Annotated in this window: 28 protein-coding genes and 1 pseudogene; 7 read left to right on the plus strand and 22 right to left on the minus strand. The window is 44.9% G+C overall.

Going from position 1 to position 25,543, the window contains the following annotated elements:
• Window positions 1-71: 71 nt before the first annotated feature.
• Window positions 72-650 carry a helix-turn-helix domain-containing protein gene (locus FZD51_RS01715; protein WP_148973157.1) on the plus strand — a complete coding sequence of 193 codons (579 nt, stop codon included), beginning with the start codon at window positions 72-74 and terminating at the stop codon, window positions 648-650.
• Window positions 651-699: 49 nt separating this feature from the next.
• On the opposite strand, the gene FZD51_RS01720 is transcribed toward FZD51_RS01715, so the two are convergent.
• Window positions 700-1,521, minus strand: coding sequence for an STAS domain-containing protein (locus FZD51_RS01720; RefSeq protein WP_148973158.1), 822 nt, complete (start codon window positions 1,519-1,521; stop codon window positions 700-702).
• 233 nt (window positions 1,522-1,754) lie between these two features.
• On the opposite strand from FZD51_RS01720, the gene FZD51_RS01725 reads away from it, so the two are divergent.
• Window positions 1,755-2,210, plus strand: a complete 456-nt coding sequence (locus FZD51_RS01725; protein ID WP_187445588.1) for a YflT domain-containing protein — start codon at window positions 1,755-1,757, stop codon at window positions 2,208-2,210.
• Between the two features lie 135 nt (window positions 2,211-2,345).
• Here FZD51_RS01725 and sigH read toward each other — a convergent pair whose 3' ends face one another.
• The 6 genes from sigH to FZD51_RS01755 all read right to left on the minus strand — a co-directional run bounded on the left by sigH (window position 2,346) and on the right by FZD51_RS01755 (window position 7,632).
• Window positions 2,346-2,996 carry an RNA polymerase sporulation sigma factor SigH gene (gene sigH / locus FZD51_RS01730; RefSeq protein ID WP_148973160.1) on the minus strand — a complete coding sequence of 217 codons (651 nt, stop codon included), beginning with the start codon at window positions 2,994-2,996 and terminating at the stop codon, window positions 2,346-2,348.
• Between the two features lie 249 nt (window positions 2,997-3,245).
• Window positions 3,246-4,109 carry a PhzF family phenazine biosynthesis protein gene (locus FZD51_RS01735; protein ID WP_148973161.1) on the minus strand — a complete coding sequence of 288 codons (864 nt, stop codon included), beginning with the start codon at window positions 4,107-4,109 and terminating at the stop codon, window positions 3,246-3,248.
• Between the two features lie 65 nt (window positions 4,110-4,174).
• On the minus strand, window positions 4,175-5,764 hold the full coding sequence (locus FZD51_RS01740) for a M2 family metallopeptidase (protein ID WP_187445589.1): 1,590 nt from the start codon (window positions 5,762-5,764) through the stop codon (window positions 4,175-4,177).
• A gap of 96 nt (window positions 5,765-5,860) precedes the next feature.
• Window positions 5,861-6,517, minus strand: a complete 657-nt coding sequence (modB, locus tag FZD51_RS01745) for a molybdate ABC transporter permease subunit (RefSeq protein ID WP_148973163.1) — start codon at window positions 6,515-6,517, stop codon at window positions 5,861-5,863.
• Window positions 6,518-6,722: 205 nt separating this feature from the next.
• A complete protein-coding gene (locus tag FZD51_RS01750) occupies window positions 6,723-7,241 on the minus strand; it encodes a nitroreductase family protein (RefSeq protein WP_262380624.1) in 519 nt (172 codons plus the stop codon).
• Between the two features lie 163 nt (window positions 7,242-7,404).
• The gene (locus FZD51_RS01755) at window positions 7,405-7,632 is read right to left on the minus strand and encodes a hypothetical protein (RefSeq protein WP_148973164.1); all 228 of its coding nucleotides are present in this window, start codon (window positions 7,630-7,632) and stop codon (window positions 7,405-7,407) included.
• An 88-nt stretch (window positions 7,633-7,720) separates the two neighbouring features.
• Here FZD51_RS01755 and FZD51_RS01760 point away from each other — a divergent pair, with 88 nt between their 5' ends.
• Window positions 7,721-7,972: a hypothetical protein gene (locus FZD51_RS01760; protein ID WP_148973165.1), complete on the plus strand. Its 252-nt coding sequence runs from the start codon at window positions 7,721-7,723 to the stop codon at window positions 7,970-7,972.
• A 12-nt stretch (window positions 7,973-7,984) separates the two neighbouring features.
• On the plus strand, window positions 7,985-8,218 hold the full coding sequence (locus FZD51_RS01765) for a hypothetical protein (RefSeq protein WP_022544026.1): 234 nt from the start codon (window positions 7,985-7,987) through the stop codon (window positions 8,216-8,218).
• A gap of 27 nt (window positions 8,219-8,245) precedes the next feature.
• Here FZD51_RS01765 and FZD51_RS01770 read toward each other — a convergent pair whose 3' ends face one another.
• From FZD51_RS01770 to FZD51_RS01790, 5 genes are all read right to left on the minus strand, one after another.
• A complete protein-coding gene (locus FZD51_RS01770; RefSeq protein WP_148973166.1) occupies window positions 8,246-9,313 on the minus strand; it encodes a P-loop NTPase family protein in 1,068 nt (355 codons plus the stop codon).
• Between the two features lie 109 nt (window positions 9,314-9,422).
• A complete protein-coding gene (locus FZD51_RS01775; RefSeq protein WP_148973167.1) occupies window positions 9,423-9,923 on the minus strand; it encodes a GNAT family N-acetyltransferase in 501 nt (166 codons plus the stop codon).
• Between the two features lie 51 nt (window positions 9,924-9,974).
• Window positions 9,975-11,069 (minus strand): GerAB/ArcD/ProY family transporter, encoded by a 1,095-nt coding sequence (locus FZD51_RS01780; protein WP_148973168.1) that lies wholly within the window; start codon window positions 11,067-11,069, stop codon window positions 9,975-9,977.
• 15 nt (window positions 11,070-11,084) lie between these two features.
• Entirely contained in the window at window positions 11,085-12,275 is a 1,191-nt protein-coding gene (locus FZD51_RS01785) for a Ger(x)C family spore germination protein (protein ID WP_148973169.1), read from the minus strand.
• Window positions 12,276-12,281: 6 nt separating this feature from the next.
• Window positions 12,282-13,757: a spore germination protein gene (locus FZD51_RS01790; protein WP_148973170.1), complete on the minus strand. Its 1,476-nt coding sequence runs from the start codon at window positions 13,755-13,757 to the stop codon at window positions 12,282-12,284.
• Between the two features lie 170 nt (window positions 13,758-13,927).
• Here FZD51_RS01790 and FZD51_RS01795 point away from each other — a divergent pair, with 170 nt between their 5' ends.
• Together FZD51_RS01795 and FZD51_RS01800 are read left to right on the plus strand one after the other, a co-directional pair.
• Window positions 13,928-14,407: an Hsp20/alpha crystallin family protein gene (locus FZD51_RS01795; protein WP_148973171.1), complete on the plus strand. Its 480-nt coding sequence runs from the start codon at window positions 13,928-13,930 to the stop codon at window positions 14,405-14,407.
• A 29-nt stretch (window positions 14,408-14,436) separates the two neighbouring features.
• The gene (locus FZD51_RS01800; RefSeq protein ID WP_148973172.1) at window positions 14,437-15,108 is read left to right on the plus strand and encodes a hypothetical protein; all 672 of its coding nucleotides are present in this window, start codon (window positions 14,437-14,439) and stop codon (window positions 15,106-15,108) included.
• 18 nt (window positions 15,109-15,126) lie between these two features.
• On the opposite strand, the gene FZD51_RS01805 is transcribed toward FZD51_RS01800, so the two are convergent.
• From FZD51_RS01805 to FZD51_RS01840, 8 genes are all read right to left on the minus strand, one after another.
• Window positions 15,127-15,693, minus strand: coding sequence for a ribonuclease FAU-1 family protein (locus FZD51_RS01805; protein WP_148973173.1), 567 nt, complete (start codon window positions 15,691-15,693; stop codon window positions 15,127-15,129).
• 151 nt (window positions 15,694-15,844) lie between these two features.
• Entirely contained in the window at window positions 15,845-17,068 is a 1,224-nt protein-coding gene (locus FZD51_RS01810; protein ID WP_148973174.1) for an MFS transporter, read from the minus strand.
• Window positions 17,065-18,114 carry an ArsR/SmtB family transcription factor gene (locus FZD51_RS01815; protein WP_148973175.1) on the minus strand — a complete coding sequence of 350 codons (1,050 nt, stop codon included), beginning with the start codon at window positions 18,112-18,114 and terminating at the stop codon, window positions 17,065-17,067. Before FZD51_RS01815 ends, FZD51_RS01810 begins: the two co-directional genes overlap by 4 nt.
• A 182-nt stretch (window positions 18,115-18,296) precedes the next feature.
• On the minus strand, window positions 18,297-19,757 hold the full coding sequence (locus FZD51_RS01820; protein WP_148973176.1) for a lipase family protein: 1,461 nt from the start codon (window positions 19,755-19,757) through the stop codon (window positions 18,297-18,299).
• A gap of 83 nt (window positions 19,758-19,840) precedes the next feature.
• Window positions 19,841-20,200 (minus strand): VOC family protein, encoded by a 360-nt coding sequence (locus FZD51_RS01825; protein ID WP_262380628.1) that lies wholly within the window; start codon window positions 20,198-20,200, stop codon window positions 19,841-19,843.
• Window positions 20,201-20,219: 19 nt separating this feature from the next.
• Window positions 20,220-20,681, minus strand: coding sequence for an SRPBCC family protein (locus FZD51_RS01830; protein WP_148973178.1), 462 nt, complete (start codon window positions 20,679-20,681; stop codon window positions 20,220-20,222).
• A 53-nt stretch (window positions 20,682-20,734) separates the two neighbouring features.
• Window positions 20,735-21,517: a helix-turn-helix domain-containing protein gene (locus FZD51_RS01835; RefSeq protein WP_148973179.1), complete on the minus strand. Its 783-nt coding sequence runs from the start codon at window positions 21,515-21,517 to the stop codon at window positions 20,735-20,737.
• Between the two features lie 174 nt (window positions 21,518-21,691).
• The gene (locus FZD51_RS01840; protein ID WP_148973180.1) at window positions 21,692-22,927 is read right to left on the minus strand and encodes a hemolysin family protein; all 1,236 of its coding nucleotides are present in this window, start codon (window positions 22,925-22,927) and stop codon (window positions 21,692-21,694) included.
• Window positions 22,928-23,087: 160 nt separating this feature from the next.
• Here FZD51_RS01840 and FZD51_RS01845 point away from each other — a divergent pair, with 160 nt between their 5' ends.
• Window positions 23,088-23,405: a hypothetical protein gene (locus FZD51_RS01845; protein WP_148973181.1), complete on the plus strand. Its 318-nt coding sequence runs from the start codon at window positions 23,088-23,090 to the stop codon at window positions 23,403-23,405.
• A 129-nt stretch (window positions 23,406-23,534) separates the two neighbouring features.
• Here the strand turns inward: FZD51_RS01845 and FZD51_RS26805 are convergent, their stop codons facing one another.
• Complete coding sequence (locus FZD51_RS26805) at window positions 23,535-24,491, minus strand: methyl-accepting chemotaxis protein (RefSeq protein WP_420886205.1); 957 nt, start codon at window positions 24,489-24,491, stop codon at window positions 23,535-23,537.
• Window positions 24,477-25,250: pseudogene (locus FZD51_RS26810) on the minus strand (HAMP domain-containing protein); the annotation flags it as partial. The gene FZD51_RS26805 and the pseudogene FZD51_RS26810, both read right to left, overlap by 15 nt.
• Window positions 25,251-25,543 lie beyond the last annotated feature (293 nt).

The raw sequence follows: 25,543 nt of genomic DNA on the forward strand, positions 1-25,543 counted from the left end.
TCTCCACCAAATATGTCTCCTGTGTCTCAAAAGCCACGCCCATTGCCAGTGATACATGATAACCTAGAGCCATGCATAAACAACATAAACGAGATTGGTTAATTAAAATAAGAAAAGCCAGAAAGCCCACCCAGGAGACCGTAGCCACAAAGGCATACATCGACAGGGCTTATTACGCACAAATTGAAAGCGGGGTGAGGAATCCCAGTGAGGAAATCAGGCAAAAGATAGCCCAGATCCTGAATTTCCACTCTTCTGCCTTTAATGCGGATGATGAAAGTCCCTTCCGTTATGCGCTGGAGGCTGCACCCATGATCATCGCCCACTGTGACATGGATTTAAAGTATACATGGATTTTCAATCACCATCCCTTATTCCCGCCTGAATCTCTCATAGGGAAACGGGACGATGAGCTAGGCCTTGGGATAGGGGGACAAATGTATGCACAAATGAAAAGAACTGTCATAGAAAAACAGATCTCGATCCGGAAGACAGTCTCCTTTTCACTTCCAGACAAGCATCTTTATACATATATGATTTTTGCCCACCCGCTCTTTGACAGCACAAAACAAATCATAGGTGCGGCCACCATACTAACAGAGCTGTCTAAAATAACACTGACAGAAGACACTGATGCATCATCCGGATAATTTCTTTACACAAAAAGGGCGAACCAGGACGGTTCACCCTTTTCTCTAGTCATTCTTCCTCAAGACTCTCAATGGCCTGCTTTACATTTGCAAAGGTCGGTACAGAGGTAAGATCGATTCCTTCTGTAACAGCCTGCTGCGCAAGATCCGGCCGGACCCCTGAAGCGATTGTATTCACCCCTACTAGACGGAGCACACTCCGGATATCAAATACATACTTTGCGATTTGGGCGTCTATATTGACAATGCCGGAAAAGTCCATGATCAGGCATTCTATCTGCAGTTTTTTAATTTCCGGCACCACTTTTTCCATAATCAGCTTGGCCCGGTCATAATCAATTGAGCCAATCAGCGGAAGAACGGCAATGCCATCTTGTATCGGAACAACAGGTGCAGTCAATTCGTTGACCTCATCCTGTGCTTTTTCCAGAAGTAACTCGGAAAATCGTTCAAAAGCAAATACTGTTTCGTTGATGCTGATATCCAGAATCAAATTGACCTTTTTTATCAGCAATACAACTTCGTCCATGCCTAGATCGAATTCTTTCCCTATACTGGTCACTTTGTCGATAAACACTTGCCTGGAATCAGGATAGCGCATTACGATGTCCGAAATGCGGCCGCCGTTCTTTGCCTGCCGCTCTCCATTTTCCTTGCTCCAATCCAGCAATCCGTCAGGCATCTTCTCAGTTTCGGACACAATGGACTCCCCAATAAACTTCATAAAAGATTCATAAGTCTTTTTGGCATTCTGAATTTCTTCCTTTGGCACCTCAAAGTCAAATTCCTGAACGATGCTATCCACCAATTCATCTGCCAGTGATTGTGCATAGGCCTTGAAATATGAAGAAATTTTGTCAAATGGCTTCATGTGTCGATTCCTCCTAGTTACGATGTCTCTATTATATCGCATTATAAAGCATGGGACATCATCCAGAGATTAATTAGTTCATGCAGGACCTGCAGAAATGTATCCCAATAGGCTTTAACATCAGGTTTTTCAAAAACTTCCCTGTAATGTGAGAAAAGCTTCCCAACGTTTCTTCCCATGAAAACCAGGGAATGATAGAAGTAATTCTATTAATCTACCGGAGGAGAATATTCATGAATAATCAATTGATTGGCGGCTATGATACGATCGAAGAGCTTACGGAAGCACTCTCTTCAGCTAAGGATAACGGCTATAACAGCAGAAAGCTGGTAATCGTTTCAAAGGACGGATCCAATATCGAAGCACTTGCTGAAACATACGGGGCCATTGCCAAAATCATCGGCTCACAGGAACTCGGAAACCAGCGCTTCCTGGATTCCGCTAAAGCATTGTTTTTAGGTGCAGATCCAGGAACCAGCTCAGGTATCCATTCAAATGATGAGTACGCGAGCTATGGTGCAGCTGATAAGGATGCAGAAGAGTTTGCGCAAAAAGTATTTGACGGGCAATATGTCCTGTTTGTAGATAATACCATTGAAGAAGATGAACTGCTCCGTCCATCCCATGAAGGGAACCAGCTCGGTGATACTCCGGGAGATGAACCTTCTGCCAGAAGGGAAGAATATTGATGGGAAATCCCGGCTGTTTGCCGGGATTTCTTTTTTTTATGGATCTGTACGGTTCCCTAAAAACAGAGTAAATCATTATCCCTTACCCTGCTCCAAAGAAAAAAGCCCTCTGTTTCCAGAGGGAGCTCACTTTCTTTAAATGACCAGCTCACGTCTTTCAAGATAGCGGTCAAGTTTTCGTTTGACGCGCTGGAGGGCGTTGTCGATTGATTTGACGTGAGTATCAAGTTCCTCAGAGATCTCAATATAAGAGTGGCCGGCAACGTATAGATCGAGAACCTTCCGTTCCAGATCGCTCAGCTTCTCGGCTATTTTCTCTTCGATGTCTGCAGTGTTCTCCTGGTTCACAATCAGAATGGCCGGATCTGTGACCATGGCGCCCGGGAGGATATCCATGAGTGTGTGCTTGGATTCATCTTCATATATCGGCTTGTCCAGTGAAATATAGGAATTAAGCGGCATTTGCTTCTGGCGGGTAGCCGTTTTTACAGCAGTGATGATCTGTCTTGTAATGCACAGCTCTGCAAACACTTTGAATGAGGCAAGCTTGTCCTCCTTAAAATCACGGATTGCTTTGTATAGCCCGATCATCCCTTCCTGAAAAAGATCATCTTTATCTCCGCCGATCAAAAAGAATTTGCTCGCTTTCGCCCTGACAAAGTGCCTGTATTTTTTCATAAGATATTCAGATGCCATACCATCCCCATTTTGAAAAAGGACCACCAGTGTTTCGTCTTCATAGTTTGAATAGTCTTCTATCAGTTTTACTGCGATGCTTGCACTCACTCATATCCCTCCATCTATCATTCTGAGTCTGAAGTTTTACTGACAATACCATTATTGTTTTTTCTAAAAAGTCCGTCTATTAACTTATTTCTATCTTAAACCATTTTCCGCTTAAAAGATATGAACAAATAGCGAGCTTTCTTTACAAACTATGACACTCAGTGAAGCAACGGCAGAAGATTGGACGTCTATTGCTGTGGATTTAAGCTGGCGGAATTGGATGCTGTCGAAATTTTTATGAATACAGCATTAAATGTGCATCACCATCTTTTCTTTCACTTTCGCAGCACCGCCAATTTCCAGTCTCTCAATTTCCCCTGAATCTGCGGCTGATAGATTTGCCTTTATGATAGAGGGAAGCCCCATTGTTTCTCCCTGGTGAAAAAAATGCGGGCCTGCCGCAATTTTTTGATGATGATAAAGATAGCCGCATAGAGCGCCGCTGGCAGTTCCTGTCGCACTTTCCTCCGGTATGCCGGCTGCAGGAGCAAGATTGCGGCAGACTGCCGCAGGACTGCCTTTTTCATTGAAAGCAAACAGATGATACCCTATTGCCTGATACTTTCTGCTGATCTCAGCCACCCGCACGAAATCAGGCCGGATCGACTCCAGAACATCACGGGAACGGATCGGGACCATAATGTCCGGCAATCCGGCAGAAACAATCTGGACCGGCAGACCTTCCGCAAGATCATCCTGGCTGATTCCCAAGGAAGCAGCAGCCTCTTCTGGAGGTAGAGCTGTTCCCATTTTTGGAAGAGGCTGTTCCAGGAAGACCTCTCCTGTATCACTCGCTATTGCTTTAAGAAGGCCTGCATGGCATTCAAATGTGTGCTCTCCTGGGGGAATCCTGCCTTCCTTGACAAGCAGATGGAAGGAGGCGACAGTAGCGTGCCCGCATAGGTCGACTTCGTTCTCCGGTGTGAAATACCTCATGGATATCTCACCTGTTCTTGAATGGCTGATAAATGCAGTTTCCGGGAATCCCGCCATTGAGGCAACTTTCTGCATCTGCCCGGTGCTTAGGCCATCGGCGTCGAAAACCACGCCTGCCGGGTTTCCACCCTTGTTGTCCCTGCAGAATGCATGTATTATATAGACGTTTACTTTCATATAATAGTTTCCTTCCTTTCCATTATAAAAGCCGCTTCCTGTGAAGAAAGCGGCCTTTTTTTCTGTTATGCCTGCTGCAGATCACCTACGAATTGGTCTATGAAATGCTGCGGGTTGAGTTTTTCGCCGGTTGCTTTTTCTATCTTTTCATTCCAGTGGAGGGCCGCTCCCGGCTTGAAAAATTCTTCAAGCAGATAGCTTCCTGCATCTTTAGAAAGAATATCACCCTTCAGATTTTTCTTGATATGCTGTTCCAGCTGTGAGGTTGTAAGTTCCCCCAAAAGATAATTTTGATAGTATACAGGCACAAGGGTAAAGTGGATCTTAGCAGCCCAGTGCGGGGTATCCTGATTTTCCGGCGGATTCAGGAATTGGACTTCTTTAACGATATCCCACCAAAGACGGTTCAGATCCTGGTTTGGATTTTCATACAGTTCTTTTTCAAACAGCGAAAAAGTGATGAACCACCGGGCAGAAATGAGCATCTGCCTTCTGAGCGCCAATTTCAGCTCGCCAGTCAGTTCTTCCAATTCCTTCTCTTTAATGCCGAGGAATTTTCCCAGCCACTCCGGGTTCCGGCCCATCCGGCCGTAAAGCATCGCAATCGCTTCAGTGGTCAATGTATGTGCCGGGGCTCTGAGCAGGAAAGGGAGATCACGGTCTATATATTTGAAATATACGGCATGCCCGAACTCATGCAGCATGGTGGTTGACCAGTAATCGCTGCTGCTGTTGTTGCACAGGACTCTTACGTCCCCTTCCCTGTCGATGTCTGTACAAAATGCATGCTGATTTTTCTTTTCCCGCGGATAAAGATCGCTGTTTTCCAGCATATCTCCAATATCCATTCCCATGGAAGCAAATGTATCAGCTGTCAGCTCCTCCAGATTCTTCCCTTCATAGTAAGAATCCAAGTTCAGTGCTTTAGAAGGAGGAGCTTCCTGAAAGAATGGATCCGCATAATGCCATGGCCGGATGTCTTCTATAGATATGGATAGGCGTTCTGCAATTTCCTCATCCATTTCCCGCTTCAGCTGGCGGAATGGTTCATCCGAAATTTCCTTAAGCTCATCGAAGATAGCAAAGATAACGTCCCTGTCCAGCTCCTGGAGTTCAAAGCTCATTTCATGAAAATTTCTGTAGCCAAGCTTCACGGCAGTTTCGTTCCTTAATTTCACAAGGTCAATTAGCTTCTTTTCGACTTTGCTGCCAATTGTCTTGCTTGCATGCCAGGCCCGCTCGCGCAGCTCGTTATCCTTGCTATCTGTAAGGATTTTCCTGATATCATTTTCCGAAACTTCCCTTCCATCCAGAACGGCTCTGTATGTATTGAAGACGCCTATTAACTCTGAGCTTCTTTCAGAAAGGTCCTTAAGTACACCTGCGTCCAGCTGATTTTTTACCATGCTGTTCTTCAGCAGCTGCAGCTGCCTTTGTTCAAGCTGGTTTAGTTCCCCGCTATCGAGGAATTCCTTTACATCTTGAAATCTTTCAGAATCTGATAAGTAGAGGCTGACCTCTGTCTGTGCCTCAGCTGTCTTCCTGTTCCATTCATCTTCTCCAGTTACAGAAGCTTTCCATGAAGCTTCAGCGCGCTTTTTCTGGAGCTTTTGCAAGGCTTCATTTTGTTTTTGTAAAAACTGTTCTGCTGTCATGCTTTTTCCTCCTCTGGGTTTCAGACTTATTATATATTCTTGGAATGACAGCAAAAACCCTGTTTCTCTCCAAAAAAAGTTTCGTAAACCGAAACTTTACTTACTGAAAGCATTGACCGCTGCAAGCATGATAAAGGAAATCCCAATCATAACTGCCGTCCAAAGCCAGGCCATCTCCATATTGCCCGAGTCAATGGCAAAATATATGGCCGTCGGAATGGTTTGCGTTTTGCCGGGAATATTGCCGGCAAACATAAGTGTTGCCCCAAATTCCCCGAGCGCTCTGGCAAAGCTGAGGATAGCCCCGGCAGCCAGCGCTTTGGCTGACAGCGGCAGTGCTATGAAGAGAAATACCTTCAGCTCTGAAGCTCCATCAACTCTTGAAGCATCCTCTATTTCCTTCTCGATCGTTTCAAAGCCCGTCTTTGCGGACTGGTACATCAGAGGAAAGGCGACAACACTGGACGCAATCACGGCAGCCAGCCAGGTAAATATGACCGGCTGCCCCAAAAAGATTTCTATCGCTTTTCCAAAGAACGACTGCTTACCAAACACGATGATAAGCAGGAATCCGACCACAGACGGCGGAAGTACGAGAGGCAGGAGGAGGATGGTTTCGATAAGCGGCTTTCCTTTGAATTTTTTTAATGATAGCACTCTTGCCAAAAGAATGCCTGCAGCAAAGACAATAGCCAATGAAATGGCTGCCACAGAAATCGACAGCCGGACGGGCGACCAGAAGTCCTCTGTCATCCTTCCCTTCTCCGGCTATATTCAACTAGTATCATTTTTTAATGCCCCCTGTATTTTCTGCTAGATTCATTATAGCCGAAAAATGAAGGTGATAAAGGGATTTTGCTTTCTGTCATTTAAGAATTAGAGGTATCCTATTCATAGTTTTCAGCCCATTTGACAAAATAAAAAAGGACAGGCAATTGCCCTGTCCTTCTATGCATTATTACGGAAGCTTTTTAATCTTGTCTTCGATGCTGATGCGCTCTTTGATAGCCGGGATTTCTTCGGGGTAGCCAAAAGCGATAATGCCGACTACCTCGTTCCCTTCCTCAACTCCGAGCACTTCCCTCGCAGCCTTTGAAGCACCAAGAGAACACCAGAAAGTCCCTACTCCCTCATCCCATGCCTGCAGCATGAAGTTCTGGATAAAGCATGCCACGGCAGCAGTATTTTCAACCGTTTCCAGTTCAGTTTTTCCATGCTTGACCGTGACGGCCATCACTTCCGGCGCACCGCCAAAATCTGTTTTATGCTTCAGCTTTCCGCGTGTCTCCGGGCCGGCAAAAATAATATCCCAAGGCTCAGTCATTTTATGGTTGGGAGCAAGGCTGGCCGCTTGAAGCCACTTCATGAACAACGCCTCATCCACTGGATCTGCTTTAAACTTTTTGATTGTTCTTCGTGTCGTAACCAATTGTTCAATATTCATTACATCAAGCACCTCATCAATAATGATAATCATTTTCGTCCAACTTCATTATAGCAAATAATTCCTTAGTTTTGAACCATAAAGCAAAAGCCCCGTACTTTAAGCAGCAGGGCTTTTGCTTTCGGAGGTATATACATTATAGGTATGCAGCGATTTGGATGGGTATTCTAAAATACTGCTGGCCTTTGCGGCATAGCTAGATATTGTTTTTCACACTCGGGCTATCTTCCTCGTCACCATCCCACACTACACCTGCTGGCACGGCCATAAAAACCCTGTCAGCGGACTGCTGGCCAAACCCCTGGTTTTTCTTTCCGTTCACCGCTTTGTTAACCATGATATTCTGGCCAAAGATTATACCAGATCCATGATCAGTACTTCTTATTGATGTCTTGCCTATGGTTACACGCGTAGGATAGAACATGCTTTTCCCCCTTTTGCTCTCACTGACCGTTTATCATAAATTATGCAGAGCTGAATATACTTAGAAGCAAACAAAGGGGGAGATATAATTGCCGGCTCCTGCGCCATTTATCAATATCAACATCTGTGCAATCAAGATCAATTCTTTCGAGAATGCTTCCGCTGTCAATATCGGCCAGAACCTTCTTGCCGAGTGGCATAATTCGGATAAAAAGAATCAGGGCTACGGACAGAATTTTGGTGATGCAAGCGGATTCATCGGCACAAAGGGAATGGTTGATGACCGTGATCAGCTTGACTCCAATTCAACTTTCGATTCTGCGAGAATTCCAAATCTGTAGGGAGTGATGCTTGTGATATTTGCCCCCATGGTGGTAAATCTTCTCGCCTTAAAGGTCAATGTGCTTGACCATGCTTCTATTGTGAATATGGGGCCGAACCAATTTATCGACCAGTTCATCTCTTATAAAAGGAATCAGGGATTTGGCGAACAAAATGGCGATGTGTCGCCGGTCAATATTCCAATATCCTGGATTGCCGATCCTGACCTGAATGATTCCAACTCAGTGAAAAACAGTGTGATATAGAAAAAGCCCGCGAGAGCGGGCTTTTTCTTATGATTCTTTCCCCTGATGGGTGGCCAGGCTTCCAATATAGGCCAGCTCATCTGCCGAATAAGCATCTGCCCCGCCATCCAGAATTTTTCGGACGTCAGACAGGTTTTCCTGAAGCGATACCGATTGTCCTTTTTGTCCTGTAAATTCTTCCGCTGTATAAAATGGCTGGGTCAGATAGGCTTCCAGCAATGCACCGCGCTGATACCCCAGTGTTTCGGAGTGCGGAAGCCTCTCCGTTCCCCCCGCCTGGACAAGCGCCTTTAATTCCCTGTAGCGGCGGAGGAGCTTTTGCGCCTTCTGCTGGATGGTCAGATGGGCCTGATCCAGATATGCTCCCTCAAGGACAGAAGAGGCAGAGTAAATAGGATTTACCGCAGGATATAAATGCCTGGCAGCAAGGTCGGCATCAAACTGCCATAATGTTTCCAGCGGTCCATAAGGAAATTCATCATCTACTGCCTCCCCTTTTAAATCCAGGAGGAAGGTTGTTACAGAGCTGATCCCGTTCGCCTCCAGCCTGCCCTGCAAATCATGGATGATTCCATTCACCACATGTGCTCTGTCAGCTGCAAACAGAACTTCTTCATTCTTTGAATGTTCTGAGAGAAGCCGGTATGCATCCTCAATGGTTGCAGCAGTATAATCTGTATTGATCAGAATATCCTGAAGTTCCGGATAACCCCCTTCCGGCATGAGCAGGATTGTCTTATAGCCTTCTTTCTTGAGCCGGAAAAACAGCTCTGTCAGGAGTACTAACTGTCCCATTCCTGGCCTGGCCACTAAACCGGCCGTCCCTCCTTTCGCCAATGGTGCAAACAGGTCGAGCGCCTTGATTTTCGTTTCAATCATCTCTGCCTTCTCCCCTCTAATAATTAAATCATCCAGACTGCATTCTGCCAGTTCAGCAAGCAGGGCGATCGTCCTTACCTCAGCCCTGCCTACCGGAATCTTTCCGGTGCAAAGATTGGAAACTGTAGCAGGACGAAGTCCCACGGATTTTGCAGCTGCCGTCAAATTTGGAACCTTCTTGCGAAGCAGAGATACATTCAAGCGTAAATTTTCCAAATTTTCCACCTCCTGTTTATAGAGTAATATAAATTACTTTTCAAAGCAACTAGAAATTACTTTTCAAAGTAATTTTTATTACCAAATAAAAAAGAAGGCTCTCGCCTCCTCAACTAAGATAAAGAATCATGTGGTCTTCGTCAAAATAGCTTTCACCAATTTTTAATGCCCTTTTTTCAACACCGTATACAGTAAATCCAAATGACGCATAAAGCCTTTTGGCAGGCTCATTCCCGCTTTCAACCGAAAGGGTGACCTGTTCTATTCCCGGGTCTGAACGAGCTTCATCAAGAGCTGCTTCAATCAGCTTCCTGCCTGCTCTCTTGCCTCTGTAATCAGGTTTAACATACATCGCAGCAATCATTGCCCGATGCTTAAGCTTCCGTTTTGCATCCTTAATCAGAGTTACCGTTCCAACCATAGCTCCATTCTCAAATGCGCCAAACTCTGCAGAGAGAACTGAAGCAAAACGATTGGCGTAAAAATCGGCCGAATTTCCTTGTTCCTCTTCATAACTGGATGCAAAGGCTTCAGGTTTGTTTTGCAGCGCTTCAAGCCGCAGCTTTTTGTACTCCTCTGCGTCTTCTTTCCCCAGCTTTCTGACTTCCATATAACTCCCCCTATGCGATAGTGAGTACATTATCGCATTAAACAGAGGCGGCTAGAAAGCCTGATTCCTCTCTTTTTTCAAGACAAGGAGCACTGCCAGTATACCTGGAAACAGAAACTGAAAAGGGAGATGGACCAGATACGGGACTACTTTCAGCCCTAAGAACAAATGCTGCGGAAGGTTTTCAGCCATATACAGTGTTGCAAGCATAGCTAATGATGCAGCGGGGTATATGATATTTTCTTTTTTCAGCTTCCTGAAAACATTTGCAAAAGCCATTGTACCAGCCTCGAAAAAGATGCCGATTTTAATAAAACCAACAAAAAGAAAGCTGAACACAGAGAATATCTCCAGATGCTGGATAACCTCCAGATACTCAATCATCTCGATCGATTTTACAAGCGGATATGTATATATGGCAGCTGTTTTTGCCCCAACTATGCCGATGATGAGCTCTGAAAGAATTAGAATGATTATACCTGCCGCGATAACGGCCAGCCAGCCTTTTTTTATAAGTTTTTCGGGCTGATTGACTGAAGCGAAAATAAGCAGGAATACCACCATCTCTCCATAAGGGAATGTAAACAGCTGTGGCAGGGTTCCCCACTTGATTTCATCAGGATTATACAAAGGCATTATATTTTCCATAGAAAAGAAGTCGGACATGAGCGCCAGCGCAATAAGAGAGAAAACGAGCAGCATGGTCATGAACATCAGGATTTCAGCAGTGCGTGCCAGCGCCTCCAGTCCCAGCTTGCATCCATAGGCTGCCAAAATAAGGAGCATGGCAGAGATGATCCAGTCCCGGATATTATAAAAAAGCGTCTGGCTGATAAAATAGGAAAAATCTTTTACAATTCTTGCAGCGATATAGTAAAAGTATATAGAATATAAGAGGCTGATGATTTTACCGCCTGCTTTCCCGAATCCCTTCTCAAGTATTTCCCCGAAATCTGCCCATCCGCCTTTATGGAGAATAAATGCATAAAAGAAGAACAATACAATGCCCACAAACATTGCAAAGAGATTGATCAGCCATGCATTTTCCTCGGAATCCAGGCCCAGCCCCACTACTACTGTACTCCCAAGAAGAAAGAGGGTCAGAAGCGCAAACATTTGAAATACTGTAATTTTAACTGTGCCCATGTCTTTCCTGCTTTCTCAGCGCAATTTCATCACATCGCCGAATTCTGTAATGACCACTTCCACTTCTATATTTGTCCGCATATCAGGATAAACGGATTCCCACTTTTTCTCAATCTCTGACCACAGCTGCGGCTTTCTAGTATAAAGCCTCTTTCCAAATCCAATATAATCAAGATTGTCTTCTTGGCTTTGTTCAATAAGCTCTTCAATTTGTTTTTGGAGCTCCGCAGTGAAGACTTTTTCATATTCCTTATTAGATGGAAGGGTAAAATCCAGGCTGCAGCTCGTTTCAATTACCTCTCCATCAAGCTTGACGCTGATATCGAATCCTGGCATCCCATTGATTACCTTCGGCTTGAATTTCGGCTTGTATTTGCTCACATTCATTGATGTGAAACCCTTCTCTCCATTCGGGCACCCTGCCTCGAACAGAGTCCTCTCAAGCTTTTTTTCCAGCAGAAGCAGAATCTTACTCTGTTCAGTATCCAGGAACCCCTCAAGTTTATCATTGCGGAAAACGGCCATACCTCCGATTTTGATTTTTGCAGGGGGATCAAACTCTTCAATATTGGCTTTCTTCATTCCCGTGCCAGCATCTCCCTCGACTTGGAGGTACGGAATGCTGATTTGGGCAGTAGTCTGATTCAGCAGATAATTTTTTATTTTATTTGGATAGACGGGTACTGCCGTTCCAAGGTCAGAGCCTATATTACGGGCGATTTCTTTAATCCTTCTGGCTGAAATCTTCTGGATTGGCGTAAAAATCTTTAAAATTTCTCCCGGCTTGGTGCCTTTGCTAATAAAAACCTGTAAATTTGAGGTGACATTTGGTTCCATTATAAGGAAATCAATAGCTTCCTTGATGCCGTTTTCCTTGGCCAGTTCTTCATCCATAATGAAAACTTCCGTATCATCAAGGAATAAATAGCGTGAAACCTTCTGTGATGCAAGCCGCACTGCTTCTGAAAAAGTTCTTCCTGTCTGTTCATATACCACGGCGCCCAAATCACCAGTTGCTTCCTTTTGGGAGGCTGTAGGACTGATCACCTGAATAGTGACCTTGTATAAATCTTCTTCCTTTTCAACACCTATTGCTGATACAATCGCCAGGTTTTTTAAAAACGAATTTTCAACATTTTTTCCTACAATGAAAAAACCAATAATAACGGCAGGCCACAAAATAAATTCCTTCCAGCTTATTTTCATCTCACACTACTTCCGTTTCATTTTTTCTTCTTTAGTGAATTTTTTCTCGGTTTTTACAATTTCCGGAATGGGCACCCTGAATAAAGCATCCTTCTGATCAGACAGATTAAATGGTGCCAATGGAGATAAGTAAGGAACCATAAAGCTTCTTAAGGAGCATAAATGCAGGAGCAAAGCCAGGAATCCGACAATCACTCCAAACAGCCCAAGAAATGAAGATAAAAGGATGAATCGGAACGTCAGCCTCCTTTGTGCCGTAACAAGGCTGTAAATCGGCGATATACTTGCCATTACATAGGCAGCGCTCAATATAACAAGCGACGTAGGCTGCACCAGCTGCGCTTCAACAGCCTGCTGGCCCAAAGTGATAGAAGCAAATATTGTGACCGTCAGTACAACCCCTTGCGGAAGCCTTAAAGATCCTTCACTGATGATCAGGATCAGCCAGTAAAATATCAAAACCTCAAGTATGGTAGGCAGCGGCACATACTCCCGCTGTGCTATGATTCCGATCAGCAGCTGGGTCGGGACAAGCCCGGGGTGATAGACCGTAAAGGAAATATAAAGCGCAGGCAAAAGCACTGACAACATGAAAAAAAAGATGCGGGCCAGCCTGCGGATCTGCACCCCTCTGTTCAAAGTATAATAATCGTCAGGAGATTGAAAGAATTGTACAAGGACCGCAGGAAGGGTAGTCACAAAAGGTGTTCCATCCACAGCAATGGCTATCCTGCCTTCCATCACTTCAGCACAAACCACATCCGGCCTGTCAGTTGAAAGAGTCAGGGGAAAAAATGTTTTTGTTCCCTCGGTCAATGCCTCCTCCAGATAATTGATATCCAAAATGAAAGGAATTTCAATCTTTGACAGGGACTGCCTTACGCTGTCCAAAATCTCTTTATCCGCCTTCCCCTCAACATATATGAGTGATAGCTGTGTAACAATTTTGGAATTGAATGGTCCCTTGTCAATCCTTAAGTCAGGACTTTTTAAAATTTTTCTGATCAAAGCCAGGTTATTTGTCAGAGATTCATTAAAGGCTATGCTGGGCCCAATGGGTGTCCGCTGTGCCTGAGGCTCTGCAGGACTCCGCTCCGGCCATTTTGAACTCTCAAGAGCATAAGCTTTATCCCAGCCATCAATAAACAGGACACTGTTCCCGTCCAGCATTTCTTTTAATGCTTTTGAAGGCTCATCCAGCTCTTTTATGTGCCCCGAATGAAGAATGCTGCTTACAAGCAGCGGTATCGGCGGCATCTCTTGACTTGGATCCTCCTTTCCGGCACCAAGCAGAGGTGAAATAATCTGTTCTTCTATTTTTTCAGCATCCACAATTCCATCAATATAAGCAAGAATCATCTCCATTTGAATATGAACCGGCTTGATTCTCCGTATTCTGATATCTGAGCTGCAGCCAAGCTGGCTTTCCAGCCACTTCATATTTTTTTCACAGTCACTGCTGAATAATGATTGTCCTTGCATATCTACTCCTCTTCACTTTTTATTCAGTTCTCTCCTATCTTTTGCTGTATCAAACAAATTTATCCTATTATGAATGATGCACTTTTCATCATTTTGGCATGATTGGCATATTTGAAAATAAGATAAATAATAAACAATGATCCCTGGAAACTTTTAAAGCAGGTGATAGTATGGACCTCGAAAAAATGAAGCAATGGATGGAGCTTGCCCAGAAGGTACAGGGCGGAGATTTTTGGAATCAGGTTTTTGAACAGGGGCCAGGGGGGCAATTCGGGGAATCTGCGGCTTTCAACAGTTTTGCCGGCGAGCCGGGGGAAGCCGGCTACCGGAAGTCAGCCGAATTTCCGCTAGTGGATATATACGAGACAGAAACACAAATCATCCTGCTGGCCGGTCTGCCAGGCATCCAAAGGGAGGATGTCCAGCTGTTCCTACAGGGTGACAGACTGATCATCAGAGGAACTATATACGTACCATACAGCGGTATAAAGAATATTCAAAAAGAAAGATTCCATGGGAATTTTGAAAGAGCTGTAAAACTTCCTGCCATTCCCAATGATAATAAACTTTCAGCAAAATTCATCAACGGCCTATTGGAGATCAGCTACGCGAAGTTCTCCCAGCCAGAGGAACAGATACCGATTGAATGAAATACAAGGACTTAATGGTGTGGTGAGATATGGCTTTTAAACATTTACTTGGCAAGGATCGCGATGACCGTCTGGCCGGACTGGAATCGAGGATCGAATCCCTTGAAGAAGAGTCTAAAAAGATCAGGACATGCGATGTCCATGTCAGGCGCTTCCTTTCAATAGAAAAAGAGTTGGGCAGCCTGATCGCCCTGAAGAAGAGATTCACAGCCCGGACACCTGCCGCTGATACTAGACAAAGCCCCGGTCCTGTTCTGGAAGAAAAGCACATTGAAAAAATGATCGATAAAGCACTTGGCCGCCACCTCCAGCAGATAGAAAACTTGGAGATGCGCCTGCAGAATACGGAAAATGCCATTTTCCGCCTGGAGAAAGAGAATTCAGAACTGAGGCGGGAAATCTCTGCTTTACACGCTGGCACAAATGAGAATCCCCATATGGACACACCTTCTTCCCAGCCTGATTCCAAAAGCCCTCCGCCCGTCATTTTTCAGGAATTCCATATTGACAGATTCATAGTCGATAAATATGAACTGACCAATAACATCAATCAGCTGGGAGTAAAGGAACTCAGCGGCCAGATGAATATCGGCGCAACATACGGAGGCGGCATCACACCACAGGATTTTGCAGGCAGCGAAGAAGAAAGCCCTGATTCTCCAGACGTAAATGAAGGCGGTGAAGAACAGACTCCGGAGTGAGTGTTCTGTTCACCGTCTTTAGCTATCTGGTCTAACAGGCTCTGAAAAACCAGCTCTTTTCACAATTTCAGCATGCTCTTTAGCCAGATTCAATAGCGGGAAGCTGCCGGCCTGGATTGCAGCCATCAGTTCACTAGCCTGATTCCTTGCAAGATTATACATCTGTCTAGTTATTATGCCGGCATTATGGGCATCCTCCAGCTCTTCTTCATCCAGCAGATATACATTTCCTGCTGGCAGTACAACGATATCCAGAAACAGATCATCCATCCACGGAATATTTTCTTCGAGTCCAATCTCATGACAGATATCGATATACCATTGAAGAATTTCTCCGTTCTCATCCATCATGGTCGTTACTGTATAATATTTATCCTCCGGAAAATGCTGAAGCCAGCTGTAGCCATCGGCAGCAATGCATATTTCTTTTTCTTCGTATTTGACTGTCAGTTTTTCCGTAACTTTAATCAGCTCAATAAGAGCTAAGTGGCCCGTAAATTCTTTAGCATCAAGCCAGCATTGTGAATAAGCTCTGTCGGTAACACGCTTCCATGCGCCTCTCCTGCCGTCTACCCGTTTAAGCATAAAAATTTCCTCCTTGTAAATACAGCTAAAAAAACTAGTCTTTTTTTATATAAATATATTCACTCTTGTAATTTTTTTGAACAGCAATCCATTCCCCTTTTCCGCATAAAGACGGTACCCTTACGGAGGCTCATACATCCCACTACCCAGGCTAATCCGTTTCAGTTCCTTGTACCTGATGACCGGTCTGATTATTTAGAAATGCAAAATAAGGATGAAGGAGCCCTATTGCAGATGCGGCGATGATCAATGCCCCAATAAGGAGGAACATGGGCCTGACTCCCCACAGGCTGCCCAAAAGGGTTCCTGCAAGCACTCCCAAGGGCATTGCCCCCCTGATGATGAACAGCCTGGCCGAGAAAACTTTTCCTCTCAAATGGTCCGGTACTGTCTGCTGATAGATGACTGTACTTTGTATATTGAAAAAAGCCATGGAAATTCCGGCTGCTGCTTCAATCGCAACTGCGGCTGCAAGACTGGTGTTAATCGCCAGCAGGATATAAGTCGAACCTCCTGCCATCAGCGCGCCCAGCATAGAAGTGCGGCGATTGCTTATTCGCACCTTCCCGATCAGAAGCGTGCCTGCAAGATAGCCCACCGGAAATCCCGCCATAAAAACCCCGTAGCTGCCGTAGCTCTCTGAAAGTTCGTCAATTATGTACGGAAGATTGAGGACCATGGCTGCTCCTACCCCAAACTGGACGAAAGCAAGGAAAATCCCAAGCCACAGCAGCAGAGGATTCCTAATATAATAGAAGATTCCCTCCTTGAATTCTTCAAGCCATGTTTTTCTGATGGTCCGTTCTTCTTCGGGTTCTGCAATAAATAAAAGAAAGCTGCCGCTTATCAGCAGGAAAATGGTTACGAGCAGCAGACTCACCTCTGTTCCTGCTCTCTCAATAACAAATCCTCCCGTCATCGGGATCATCATGGACAACAGCCGGACTGTACCGTCGAGTACAGCGTTTGCAGACTGCAGACGGTCTCCTTTTATCAGCGAAGGAAGCAGGGCCTGGCTTGCCGGGATATAAAAGGGAGAGACAAGCCCGACAGCAATCTGGGCAGCATAAATATGCCAAACTTCAAGCTGGCTGGTACTGATCATCACAAAAGGAAGAAGGAAAAAAAGACTTCTTGTCCATTGGGAGACGACCATGATCCACTTGCGGCTCCATTTGTCGATAAATGGCCCTGAAATAAGCTGCAGGATGAGAGAGGGCAGATAATACAGCAGCCACATGCTGCCAAGAGCCAGCTTCGATCCTGTCAATTCATATACCATGATCGAATTACAGAAAGTGCCGAGTGCTCCCCCTGCTTCTGAAGCCGCTGCACCTGCCCATAAATAGCGGAACGGCTTCATTTTCCAAATCATTCACTTCCACCCATCAGATACCTCTCGAGCTCTTTTCCCAAAGAAAGGACTGCTTCTTTTTTCAGCCTGTATTTATGATTGTGCACTTCTGCAAGCTTGGCTGACCTGAGGATCTTAAGATGATGGTGTACAGTCGATTTCCCGATATTCAGCTCCTCGGTAATATCCTGCAGCGGCAGGTCCTCCTTGAAAAGGAGCTTGACAATGCGAAGCCTGAATTCATCACCGAGCGCCTTTTGCTTTTGAACAAGGAAATAACCAGGACTGTCCGGCACATCAGCAGGCAGGCTGCTGTTTGAAACTGGATAATAAAATACCTTTGTGCCTTCCAGATCCGCTTCAATGGTCCAGGGACGGTACACGTATTGCGGAATCAGCCTGACAGTATAGACACCAGGCTCAGGAAGGTAGGTAATCCCCCCTGTTGCAGTTTCAGCGAGATCTTCAGGGGAAATTCTGGCTGAGAGCATTTTTTTGTCCTGAACATCTTTTTCCAATATAGCTGAAAGCTCTTCTTTGTCAGGTTCTATAGCTTCCATATACCAGCCTTCCATACTGGAAATAAGATGTTTCTTCAGTTTTCCTGGCGATTCCTTAAAGATATAGGAGATATATGCCGGGAAAAATTTATGCCCTTCCACTTGACGTATTAATTCTCCAAGGGATTCCTCATTCCCAGCGGCTGCACGCTTCCTCGCTTCTTCTTTTTCCTGGCCCAGAAAAGGCAGGCAGATCTGCTTCAGCTCTTTTCCATCCATTTCCTCTACAGCTGCAACAAAATCCTGCAGGGTCCGGGCTTCCACATGATGCAGCAGCTGAAGCAGCGACTTCCATGTATTATTCTTTTCTATATGATCCAGCTGATCCTTTAGGCGGGCAGATGCCCCTGCCCTGATTCCTGAAAGCTTTGCTGAATGCTCAAGCGTGTCAATCAGTGCCCCGTTGGTCACAGCAGCTATGCCAAGGGCGCACTCCCATAAAAGAGAATGGCTGAACTCCACCTTGTAGCTCTCCCTCTTTCTTCCGGATAAATTAATATGTTCCATAGAACTCCTCCTTATTTTCCTGATATGATGCATTACCATCATTTTAAATAATCTGAATATTATATTCAATATATTTCGAATTTATATTTCAAAAAAATTGAATAACCATAAAAAATAAAGGCACCAGCGTATGCCGATGCCAAGGACCAGATTTTTTATGGAAAATGTCATAAACATTTTTTCTACTTATAAATTTTCCCGGCATCATCTACATAGATGGACTGTATAATGCTCCTTTCAAATGCTTTACCCTGGCTGGTTTTGCCGGTCATTTGGATGGTGAGGCTGTAAGTTCCTTCCTCTTGGAAAATTGAAGCATCAGGAAGCCCCGCTTTCAGACCGTGAACAGAGGAAGACTTAGCTCCCTTGCCTTTTGAGTGAACCCACTCTGTCTGGTATTTCATGCCCGGATGCATGCTTTTCCAGATTTCCGGATTTTTGCCGACTCCCGGAATTGCTTGATCCCTCTCGAGGCTGACTGTATACAGAAAGCCGATGCCGTCCTCTTTACTGCTTACAGTCCAGCTCCCTGGCAAAGGCTTCTTTATGGTGAATTCAGTGACATATGCCCCAGAAAAAAATCCTGAGGCATCTTTATAAGTTCTGCCGGGTGCATAGCTGTTCCCCTGTTCATCCTGCAGAACCATGTCAGGTACACTTTTGCTGCTCAACACAGACACTGAGGCAGCCTTTACTTCATCTTCAATAAGAAAGGAATCTTCAAATTCCTCATCTGCCATTCCACCGTGGATGATCATGCTGGCAGACTGTGAAAAATCTGTATCAGTTAATATGGGAGAAAGTTCAGATTGGAGAGAAGGCACGGATAAATATGGGTTTAGCTCAGGAAATATGACAGACCCTTGCCTTATGCTCGAATGGTTCCAGGACCGCTCAGCTATGACAGGGGATCCTGAAAGCCGTGAACTGCTTACGGGCACAACTCCGTCATTCCTGCCATACTGGCTCAAGTACAAACCGCCCCAATATGTTGCTGATCCAAAGCTGCCCCAGCCGGTCCCCCCAATCGTGTAAAAGGGAATCCGCCGTGCGTTGGGATGAGAGTCTGTCAAACTGCGGTAATAGCTCATATAACCTGTCTGGAGTGAGGCTGTGGCTTCATTGCGGCTGCCGATAAGTTCGGCGAGCCAGCCTGCAGCACTGCTATTGGCAAGATCTGCGAGCTGTGTGCCGCTGTGGGGAGCAGATAAGGTGATTACTTTGGAGACAAAAGGATATGCTTCATTATGGATAAGAGCTGTCTGAATATCCACACCGCCCTTGCTATAGGCAACAACTGCCAGTTTTTTCTGTCCGAAATGATTGTAGATTTCCCCTAGCATACCGGCCAGCATCGTTCCGTTTTCCCACATATCCCGATCCGGATATAGATCAGCATAGGCGGTCTGATAGCCGTATCCCCTCGCTATTTCCGGCATATCATTATTCTCCAGCCAGACATTTGCAGAATTACTGTACCCGTGGATAAACACAAGCGGCGGGAGAGCAGGATTCACTATATCGGGATTTTCCCCCGGATACCACCGTCCCGGAATTCCCCCGCTTCCTCCGCCCCCTCCGGCGGACGATACGAGCGGAGCAGCAAAGAAAAAGATCAGCAGCATTACTGGCAGCGCTTTCATAAAATGCCTCCTTTTACTGATTTTTCAGCTTTATTGTAAGCTTTACAAGTTAACCAAAAAAAGAGGAGAAAGTTGGATTCTCCTCAATCAAACTGCAAATATTCTAATCTATTGCCGAACGGATCGCTGAAACTTATGTACCTTCCCGGAGGACAAGCTGCCGGCTCTTCGATCACAAAATCTGCACCTTTGGATTTCAGGCGCACGACTTCATTTTCTAAGTTTTCCGTCTGCAGCACAAGCACTGGCCCTGCGGCTTCCTTTCTTTCTATATAACCTGCACCTTCAGTTTCTTCCAGAATAATCGGCAGTTCACCGTGTGCAAGCGACACTATTTTCGGGCCATATTGTTTGTTTACTTCAAAATCAAGCACTTCTGTATAAAAACGGACCGCTTTTGTTAAATCAGGCACGTAAATTCCTATTGCACATAATTGAGCCATTAGAGCTTCCCCTTTCTTATTAACAGCAAAGTATTCCCTTGCCGGATTCAATATTCTGCTTCAGACTTGCAAGCATTTGATCCCAGGCTGCCATATGCCATTGTTTTGCCCGATCCCACTGCCCGCTCTCTCCCCAGCCGTCATGTATCAGCAAGATATGAACGCCTTCCGGAATATCCTCCAGTTCAACGGTTACATAAGTCAAGTTATGATGATCATCATTCATGAGATCGGCAAAAGCATCAGGTCCTTTCCATTCAAACATAAGTTTCTCTTCTTCTAAGATACAAAGGATTTTGCATCCTTTTGTATTCATACTGCTCTTATCTGAGGGATTGAAATAAAGTTCGAACCTTCCTCCTGCTTCTGGTTCAATCACTGCTTCCGGAGCAAACCACTCTGTCATTCTGTCTGATTCAGTCCACGCCTTCCAAATTAAGCTTTTCTCAGCCTGTATGATGATATCAGTTTTAATAGGCACTCTGTTCTCCTCCTTTTCCTGATTATACGGCTTTGCTTTTCCAAAGAATTCTTCTAGTTTGCTTTGTTGGTCATTTTTTCAAACAGCAAGAGAGGAAGATTGATTAAGATCGGCGGATCATGGGGAAGCGGCTCCCTCAGCTGAACGGTTGCTTTGCAGTCCGTATTTTTCTTGATTTCCACCGTTCCTTCCAATTTCCCTCTTAGGAATGTTTCCGGCTGGAAATACCTGAGGGGATTCATGCTCCACTCCAGCCCTGCTGCCAGCAGATAATAAGTTCCTTCCGGGATGTCTGTGAAAATGCATTGAGGGCTGTTATGGCTGAAAGCAGTCCCTTTGACAGGCCTCTGATCAGGAATCGGCTCAGGAAACAATCCTGCAAAAATAATTCCCCTGAATCCCGGGGGAACATGGAAAAGACAGCTTACTTTTGCCCCGCTTCCCGGTGCCTCCGTTTCCGTTCTCTCAGGGAGCAGCGTTTTCGTCTCATCCATCATTTTCTGCAGCATTTCCATACTGGCTTCGTATCGTCTGGGGCTGATTCCCACATGATTTTTAAAGCGGGTTTGAAACGTACCCGGGCTAAGATACCCTGAAGCCATCATTGCCTTAGTCAGTGAAGATTTCCTTGCCAGTTCTTCCTTCCCCATCTCGATCCTTAACGCACTAAGGAAATGCCTCGGAGATATGCCTGTCGCCTTTTTAAAAATCCTCGTAAAATGAAAAAGGCTGTAGCCTGTTAAATCGGCAAGCTCTTTTGTGGTTATCTCTTCCTCAAGATGCTGCTTCATATAATCAATCGCCTTATCTGCAGCCTTCATCTGTTCTGGGTTCATATTTTCACCTTTTTCTTACAGCTCTAGTTTTTATTTGCTCTCTGTCCTGAAAAACCCTTTTTATTGCAGAAAAAAGTAAAGAATTTATCATTTTATTTCCACAGTATATGTACGTTTCAGGCTAAGATTGAAAAAAAAGATTCTGCCATTTTCCCGGCAGAATCCTACTTTTTTCTATTCAACTGTACCAGCCTGTTTTGTTATCTCGATCTGCTTGACTTTATTGTCTTCTATTTCCTTTACTGTAAAGCGCAGGTGATGGTAGTCATATGTCTCTCCTTCTTCAGGAAAATAGCCTAATTCCTTCAGCAGGAAACCTGACAGGACATCCTCTTCTTCCGGTATCTTCGTTTTGAAAGCCTCGTTAAGGCGATGGAGGGACAGCTTTCCGCTGCAGACAATATGAGAGTCGGTAAGTTCCTCTATCAGCACTTCTTCATCATCGGTTTCGTCATTGATTTCCTGTCCGATCATGGCCTCAATGATGTCTTCATGCGTAATGATCCCGCGTGTGCCTCCGTATTCATCAAGGACGATGGCAATATGTTTGCGCTCTTTCATCATAAGCTTAAAGACCCTTTCTATTGAATGGAATTCGTATATGAATAAAGGGTCATTATCTGTATATTCATCCAGTGCATTTGAAAGGTCGAGGGACCAGGACAGGAGCTGTTTGCTGTGAAATACCCCGACAATATTGTCCATATTCTCTTTGTACACAGGATAGCGTGTATAATGGCTGTGCAATACGATATCCCTCGCCTCTTCATATGAAGAGTCAGCAGGAATGCCGATGATCTCAGTCCGCGGTGTTTTCAGGGCATCTCGCACATCAAGTTCAAAGAAATCAATGACTCCTTTGATTCTCGTTGTTTCTTCATTATTAAATGTCCCTTCTGTTGTAGCAATATCCACCATAGTGATCAGTTCTTCCTTGGAAAAGCTGACTTCTGCTTCGCTGTCCTTCGAAAGCAGACGGATGACTCCCCTTGTGAATCTTGACAGCAAAAATGTTAATGGCTTCAGAATCATCATTAAAAAACGGATGACCGGGAACACGGTGAAAGCAATTTTATCTGCAAAAGTTGCAGCGATGGATTTAGGAAGCACTTCTGCGAAAATGATCAGGACGACTGTCAATATACCGGTCGCAATCCCTACATTGATTCCATGATTGATCGCCACGATGGTGACCAATGTAGGAAGCATGATATTTGCGATATTATTGCCAATCAGAATAGCGGTGATCAGTTCATCCGGCTTTGCTACAGTATCAAGAAGCTTTTGGGCTTTATGATCATCATTTTCAGCTCTTGTCTTCAGCTTCATTTTATTAACGGCAGTCAGCGCCGTTTCACTCCCCGACAAGAAAAAGGACATAAACAAAAAGAAAATTATTGCAATAAACACAGTTTGCCTCCAAGAGTTTTTTCTTCCATCATACCCAATATTAGAAGAATATACAAAGCATAAACCTATTCAACATTTTTCTCCCTTTTCACCGCATAAAAATTCTGTTTCCGTGAAAGCTATAATTGCTGTCATCCTTAATGCATAAGGAGTGTTTGAAATGTCTGTCTTTGTCTACCAAACCTTTGAACTTAAGCAGGACAAGTTTGAAGAAGCTATTGAAAATATAAAAGCAATCCAGCAGCACAGAAATGAAATGTACGATCACAAAGTCGATATCCTGACCCCTGTAACAGGGCCGGACCATACATATGCATTTCTGTGCACCTATGAAGGCCTGGCAGAAATGGAGCTTCAGAATAAAAGGCTTTTTGACGATGAAGACTATGTTAAGCTGATAGGCGATTTTTTCATCCAAAACATTGTACAGGGAAGCATCAAAACACAGATATTCCGTTCGTTGGCGAATAAAGCATAAAAGGAGCATTGCTCGTAAGGTGCCTGCAAAAGATCTTCATCCGGCAGCAGGAGCACACGCGGCAAATGCTGCCTCGCCGCTGATGCGGAGCAAATATAAGAATGGCCCGCTGAATCAGCGGGCCATATCTTATATTTTAAATCGGCTGACAAGCTGATTGAGCTGTGTTGCCAAGTCTGCCAGACCGTTGGCATTTTGTTCAACATCGGTCATCACTGAATTGGATTGGATGATGGTTGCAGCTGTCTCTTCTACACCTGCGGCAGCTTCTTCTGACACCGATGCTATCGTTTCAACCGACTGGCTGATGGCAGATGTATTCGTATTAGCCTCCTCAAGGGTGCTGCTCATTTTGGAAATTGTCTCTCCCAGAGAAAGGATGGATTCTTTCAGGCTGCTGAAGGTCTCTTCAGTATCCTTCAGGCTCCCGGTGCCCCGCTGAACCTGTAAGTAGCTGTTCTTCAAAGCACCGGCAATCTGCTTAGATTCTCTCTGAATGCTGGCTACGATATCTGTAATATGAACCAGTGATGAGGTTACCTGCTGGGCAAGGGCCTTTACTTCCTTTGCAACGACAGCAAACCCTTTTCCGCTGTCTCCTGCTCTCGCCGCCTCAATCGCAGCGTTCAGAGCCAGCAGATTCGTCTGGTCTGCAATGCCCTGAATCACTTCAACAAGGGAAACAATCTCCCCTGACTGCTTTTCAAGCTCGCCAACCTTGGAAACAGAAGCCTCGACGGTGTTATGAATCTGTGTCATATCCTTTCCCGCCTGCTCCATTCTCTCCATGCCTATGGAAGCCTCCTTTAATACATTCCCAGCCGTATCCGACATAGATATTCCAAAATGATGTGCAGCCTTGATGCTCTGCGAGAATCTGGCCATTGTTTCAGAAAGATCAGATGCTGCCAGTGCCTGCTGGTCAGTCCCGGAAGCCAGTTCCTCCATAGTTGCTGATATTTGCCGGCCACCTGCGGCTACCTCGTTGGCAGACTTTGTCAGGATACTGCTTTGGGTCTGTACCGAACCTGCAGCTTCCTGAATGGAGCCTACCATCTGGAGGAGATTTTCTTTCATATCGTCCATGGCACTCGCCAGGATGCCGATTTCATCTTTACCCTTCCAAGCGAGCGGGGTTCCTGAAAGATTACCAGATGACACCCGCCTGGCACTATCCACCACAGCCCTGAGATTTTTCTTGACTGTCCTGTTAATAAGAATGATGAATGCAAAACCAGAAGCAGAAGAAACAAGGATAGATGCAATCAAAATGATGATGCTTGCCTGAAGCCGTTCCTCAGTACTGGCAATTGACTGGTTTTTGCCTGCCTCCACACTTTCTCTTAATTCATTTAAGCGAGCGATGACAGTATCCCTCTTGGTGCGGATATCATTCAGGACCGTCAAAACCTTGGCATTGCTTTCGATATTTGGTATAAGCTGTTTTTTAAACTGTTCATTAAGCCTCTCATCGCTTTCAATGAACTTACCATAAAGCTCCTGCTCTTCCTTCGTTTTCATGCTTCCTTTCAATGCCTCATGCAGCTGAAGGAATTCGCCCGATTGTTTATCATAGTTTTCAACGATTCTCTGTGAGCGTACCTGCACATAATCCAGCACCATGATAGTCTTTGAGCGGTAAATGGAGCCCATCTCTGTCAGCTGGACAGCGCGCATGCTGTTCTCGTCAATGGAAGCAACATTACTCTTAATCAAAGAAAACTGATTGAAAACGACAGCAGCTGATAAAATGAATAAACAAATAGTAACAGCGAAGACAGCTATGTATTTCTTTCCCAAATTCCAATTTCTTAATATAGTAATCATTATAGCCCCCTGAATCATCCTTTTTTACTATTATCGGCCGAAAATAAACGAGATTCAATAGAATAAACAGAAAATATTCATTTTTCTAAAATAATTATAGGTATATAGAACTATTTGGTAGAGTGCAGGGGGTAACAAGACAGTTTACCAGTTGAAGCTGCCATTAAAACAACTCTGCCCACTTGTACATCTATATACTACTTAATGCCCCCTACTGGGAGCCTCAAGACGAACTTCCCCAAAAAGGGTTCTCTTTGCCTTATAGGGAGGTTTGGATTGTGGTCTCGGCGCACATGCTAAAGTTGATCAAG

Origin of the sequence: Bacillus infantis, assembly GCF_008180445.1 — a bacterium.
Taxonomy (GTDB): Bacteria; Bacillota; Bacilli; order Bacillales; family Cytobacillaceae; genus Bacillus_AB; species Bacillus_AB infantis_B.

What these genes read in the sequence shown, in the direction of transcription:
- FZD51_RS01720 (WP_148973158.1), bottom strand. Translation starts at nt 1,521, where the DNA reads ATGAAGCCATTTGACAAAATTTCTTCATATTTCAAGGCCTATGCACAA.
- FZD51_RS01835 (WP_148973179.1), bottom strand. Translation starts at nt 21,517, where the DNA reads ATGAACCCAGAACAGATGAAGGCTGCAGATAAGGCGATTGATTATATG.
- FZD51_RS26805 (WP_420886205.1), bottom strand. Translation starts at nt 24,491, where the DNA reads ATGGACGATATGAAAGAAAATCTCCTCCAGATGGTAGGCTCCATTCAG.
- FZD51_RS01725 (WP_187445588.1), top strand. Translation starts at nt 1,755, where the DNA reads ATGAATAATCAATTGATTGGCGGCTATGATACGATCGAAGAGCTTACG.
- FZD51_RS01750 (WP_262380624.1), bottom strand. Translation starts at nt 7,241, where the DNA reads ATGATTATCATTATTGATGAGGTGCTTGATGTAATGAATATTGAACAA.
- FZD51_RS01775 (WP_148973167.1), bottom strand. Translation starts at nt 9,923, where the DNA reads ATGGAAGTCAGAAAGCTGGGGAAAGAAGACGCAGAGGAGTACAAAAAG.
- FZD51_RS01795 (WP_148973171.1), top strand. Translation starts at nt 13,928, where the DNA reads ATGGACCTCGAAAAAATGAAGCAATGGATGGAGCTTGCCCAGAAGGTA.
- FZD51_RS01780 (WP_148973168.1), bottom strand. Translation starts at nt 11,069, where the DNA reads ATGGGCACAGTTAAAATTACAGTATTTCAAATGTTTGCGCTTCTGACC.
- FZD51_RS01805 (WP_148973173.1), bottom strand. Translation starts at nt 15,693, where the DNA reads ATGCTTAAACGGGTAGACGGCAGGAGAGGCGCATGGAAGCGTGTTACC.
- FZD51_RS01800 (WP_148973172.1), top strand. Translation starts at nt 14,437, where the DNA reads ATGGCTTTTAAACATTTACTTGGCAAGGATCGCGATGACCGTCTGGCC.
- FZD51_RS01820 (WP_148973176.1), bottom strand. Translation starts at nt 19,757, where the DNA reads ATGAAAGCGCTGCCAGTAATGCTGCTGATCTTTTTCTTTGCTGCTCCG.
- FZD51_RS01715 (WP_148973157.1), top strand. Translation starts at nt 72, where the DNA reads ATGCATAAACAACATAAACGAGATTGGTTAATTAAAATAAGAAAAGCC.
- FZD51_RS01735 (WP_148973161.1), bottom strand. Translation starts at nt 4,109, where the DNA reads ATGAAAGTAAACGTCTATATAATACATGCATTCTGCAGGGACAACAAG.
- FZD51_RS01790 (WP_148973170.1), bottom strand. Translation starts at nt 13,757, where the DNA reads ATGCAAGGACAATCATTATTCAGCAGTGACTGTGAAAAAAATATGAAG.
- modB (WP_148973163.1), bottom strand. Translation starts at nt 6,517, where the DNA reads ATGACAGAGGACTTCTGGTCGCCCGTCCGGCTGTCGATTTCTGTGGCA.
- FZD51_RS01755 (WP_148973164.1), bottom strand. Translation starts at nt 7,632, where the DNA reads ATGTTCTATCCTACGCGTGTAACCATAGGCAAGACATCAATAAGAAGT.
- FZD51_RS01810 (WP_148973174.1), bottom strand. Translation starts at nt 17,068, where the DNA reads ATGATTTGGAAAATGAAGCCGTTCCGCTATTTATGGGCAGGTGCAGCG.
- FZD51_RS01825 (WP_262380628.1), bottom strand. Translation starts at nt 20,200, where the DNA reads ATGGCTCAATTATGTGCAATAGGAATTTACGTGCCTGATTTAACAAAA.
- FZD51_RS01845 (WP_148973181.1), top strand. Translation starts at nt 23,088, where the DNA reads ATGTCTGTCTTTGTCTACCAAACCTTTGAACTTAAGCAGGACAAGTTT.
- FZD51_RS01815 (WP_148973175.1), bottom strand. Translation starts at nt 18,114, where the DNA reads ATGGAACATATTAATTTATCCGGAAGAAAGAGGGAGAGCTACAAGGTG.
- FZD51_RS01785 (WP_148973169.1), bottom strand. Translation starts at nt 12,275, where the DNA reads ATGAAAATAAGCTGGAAGGAATTTATTTTGTGGCCTGCCGTTATTATT.
- FZD51_RS01740 (WP_187445589.1), bottom strand. Translation starts at nt 5,764, where the DNA reads ATGACAGCAGAACAGTTTTTACAAAAACAAAATGAAGCCTTGCAAAAG.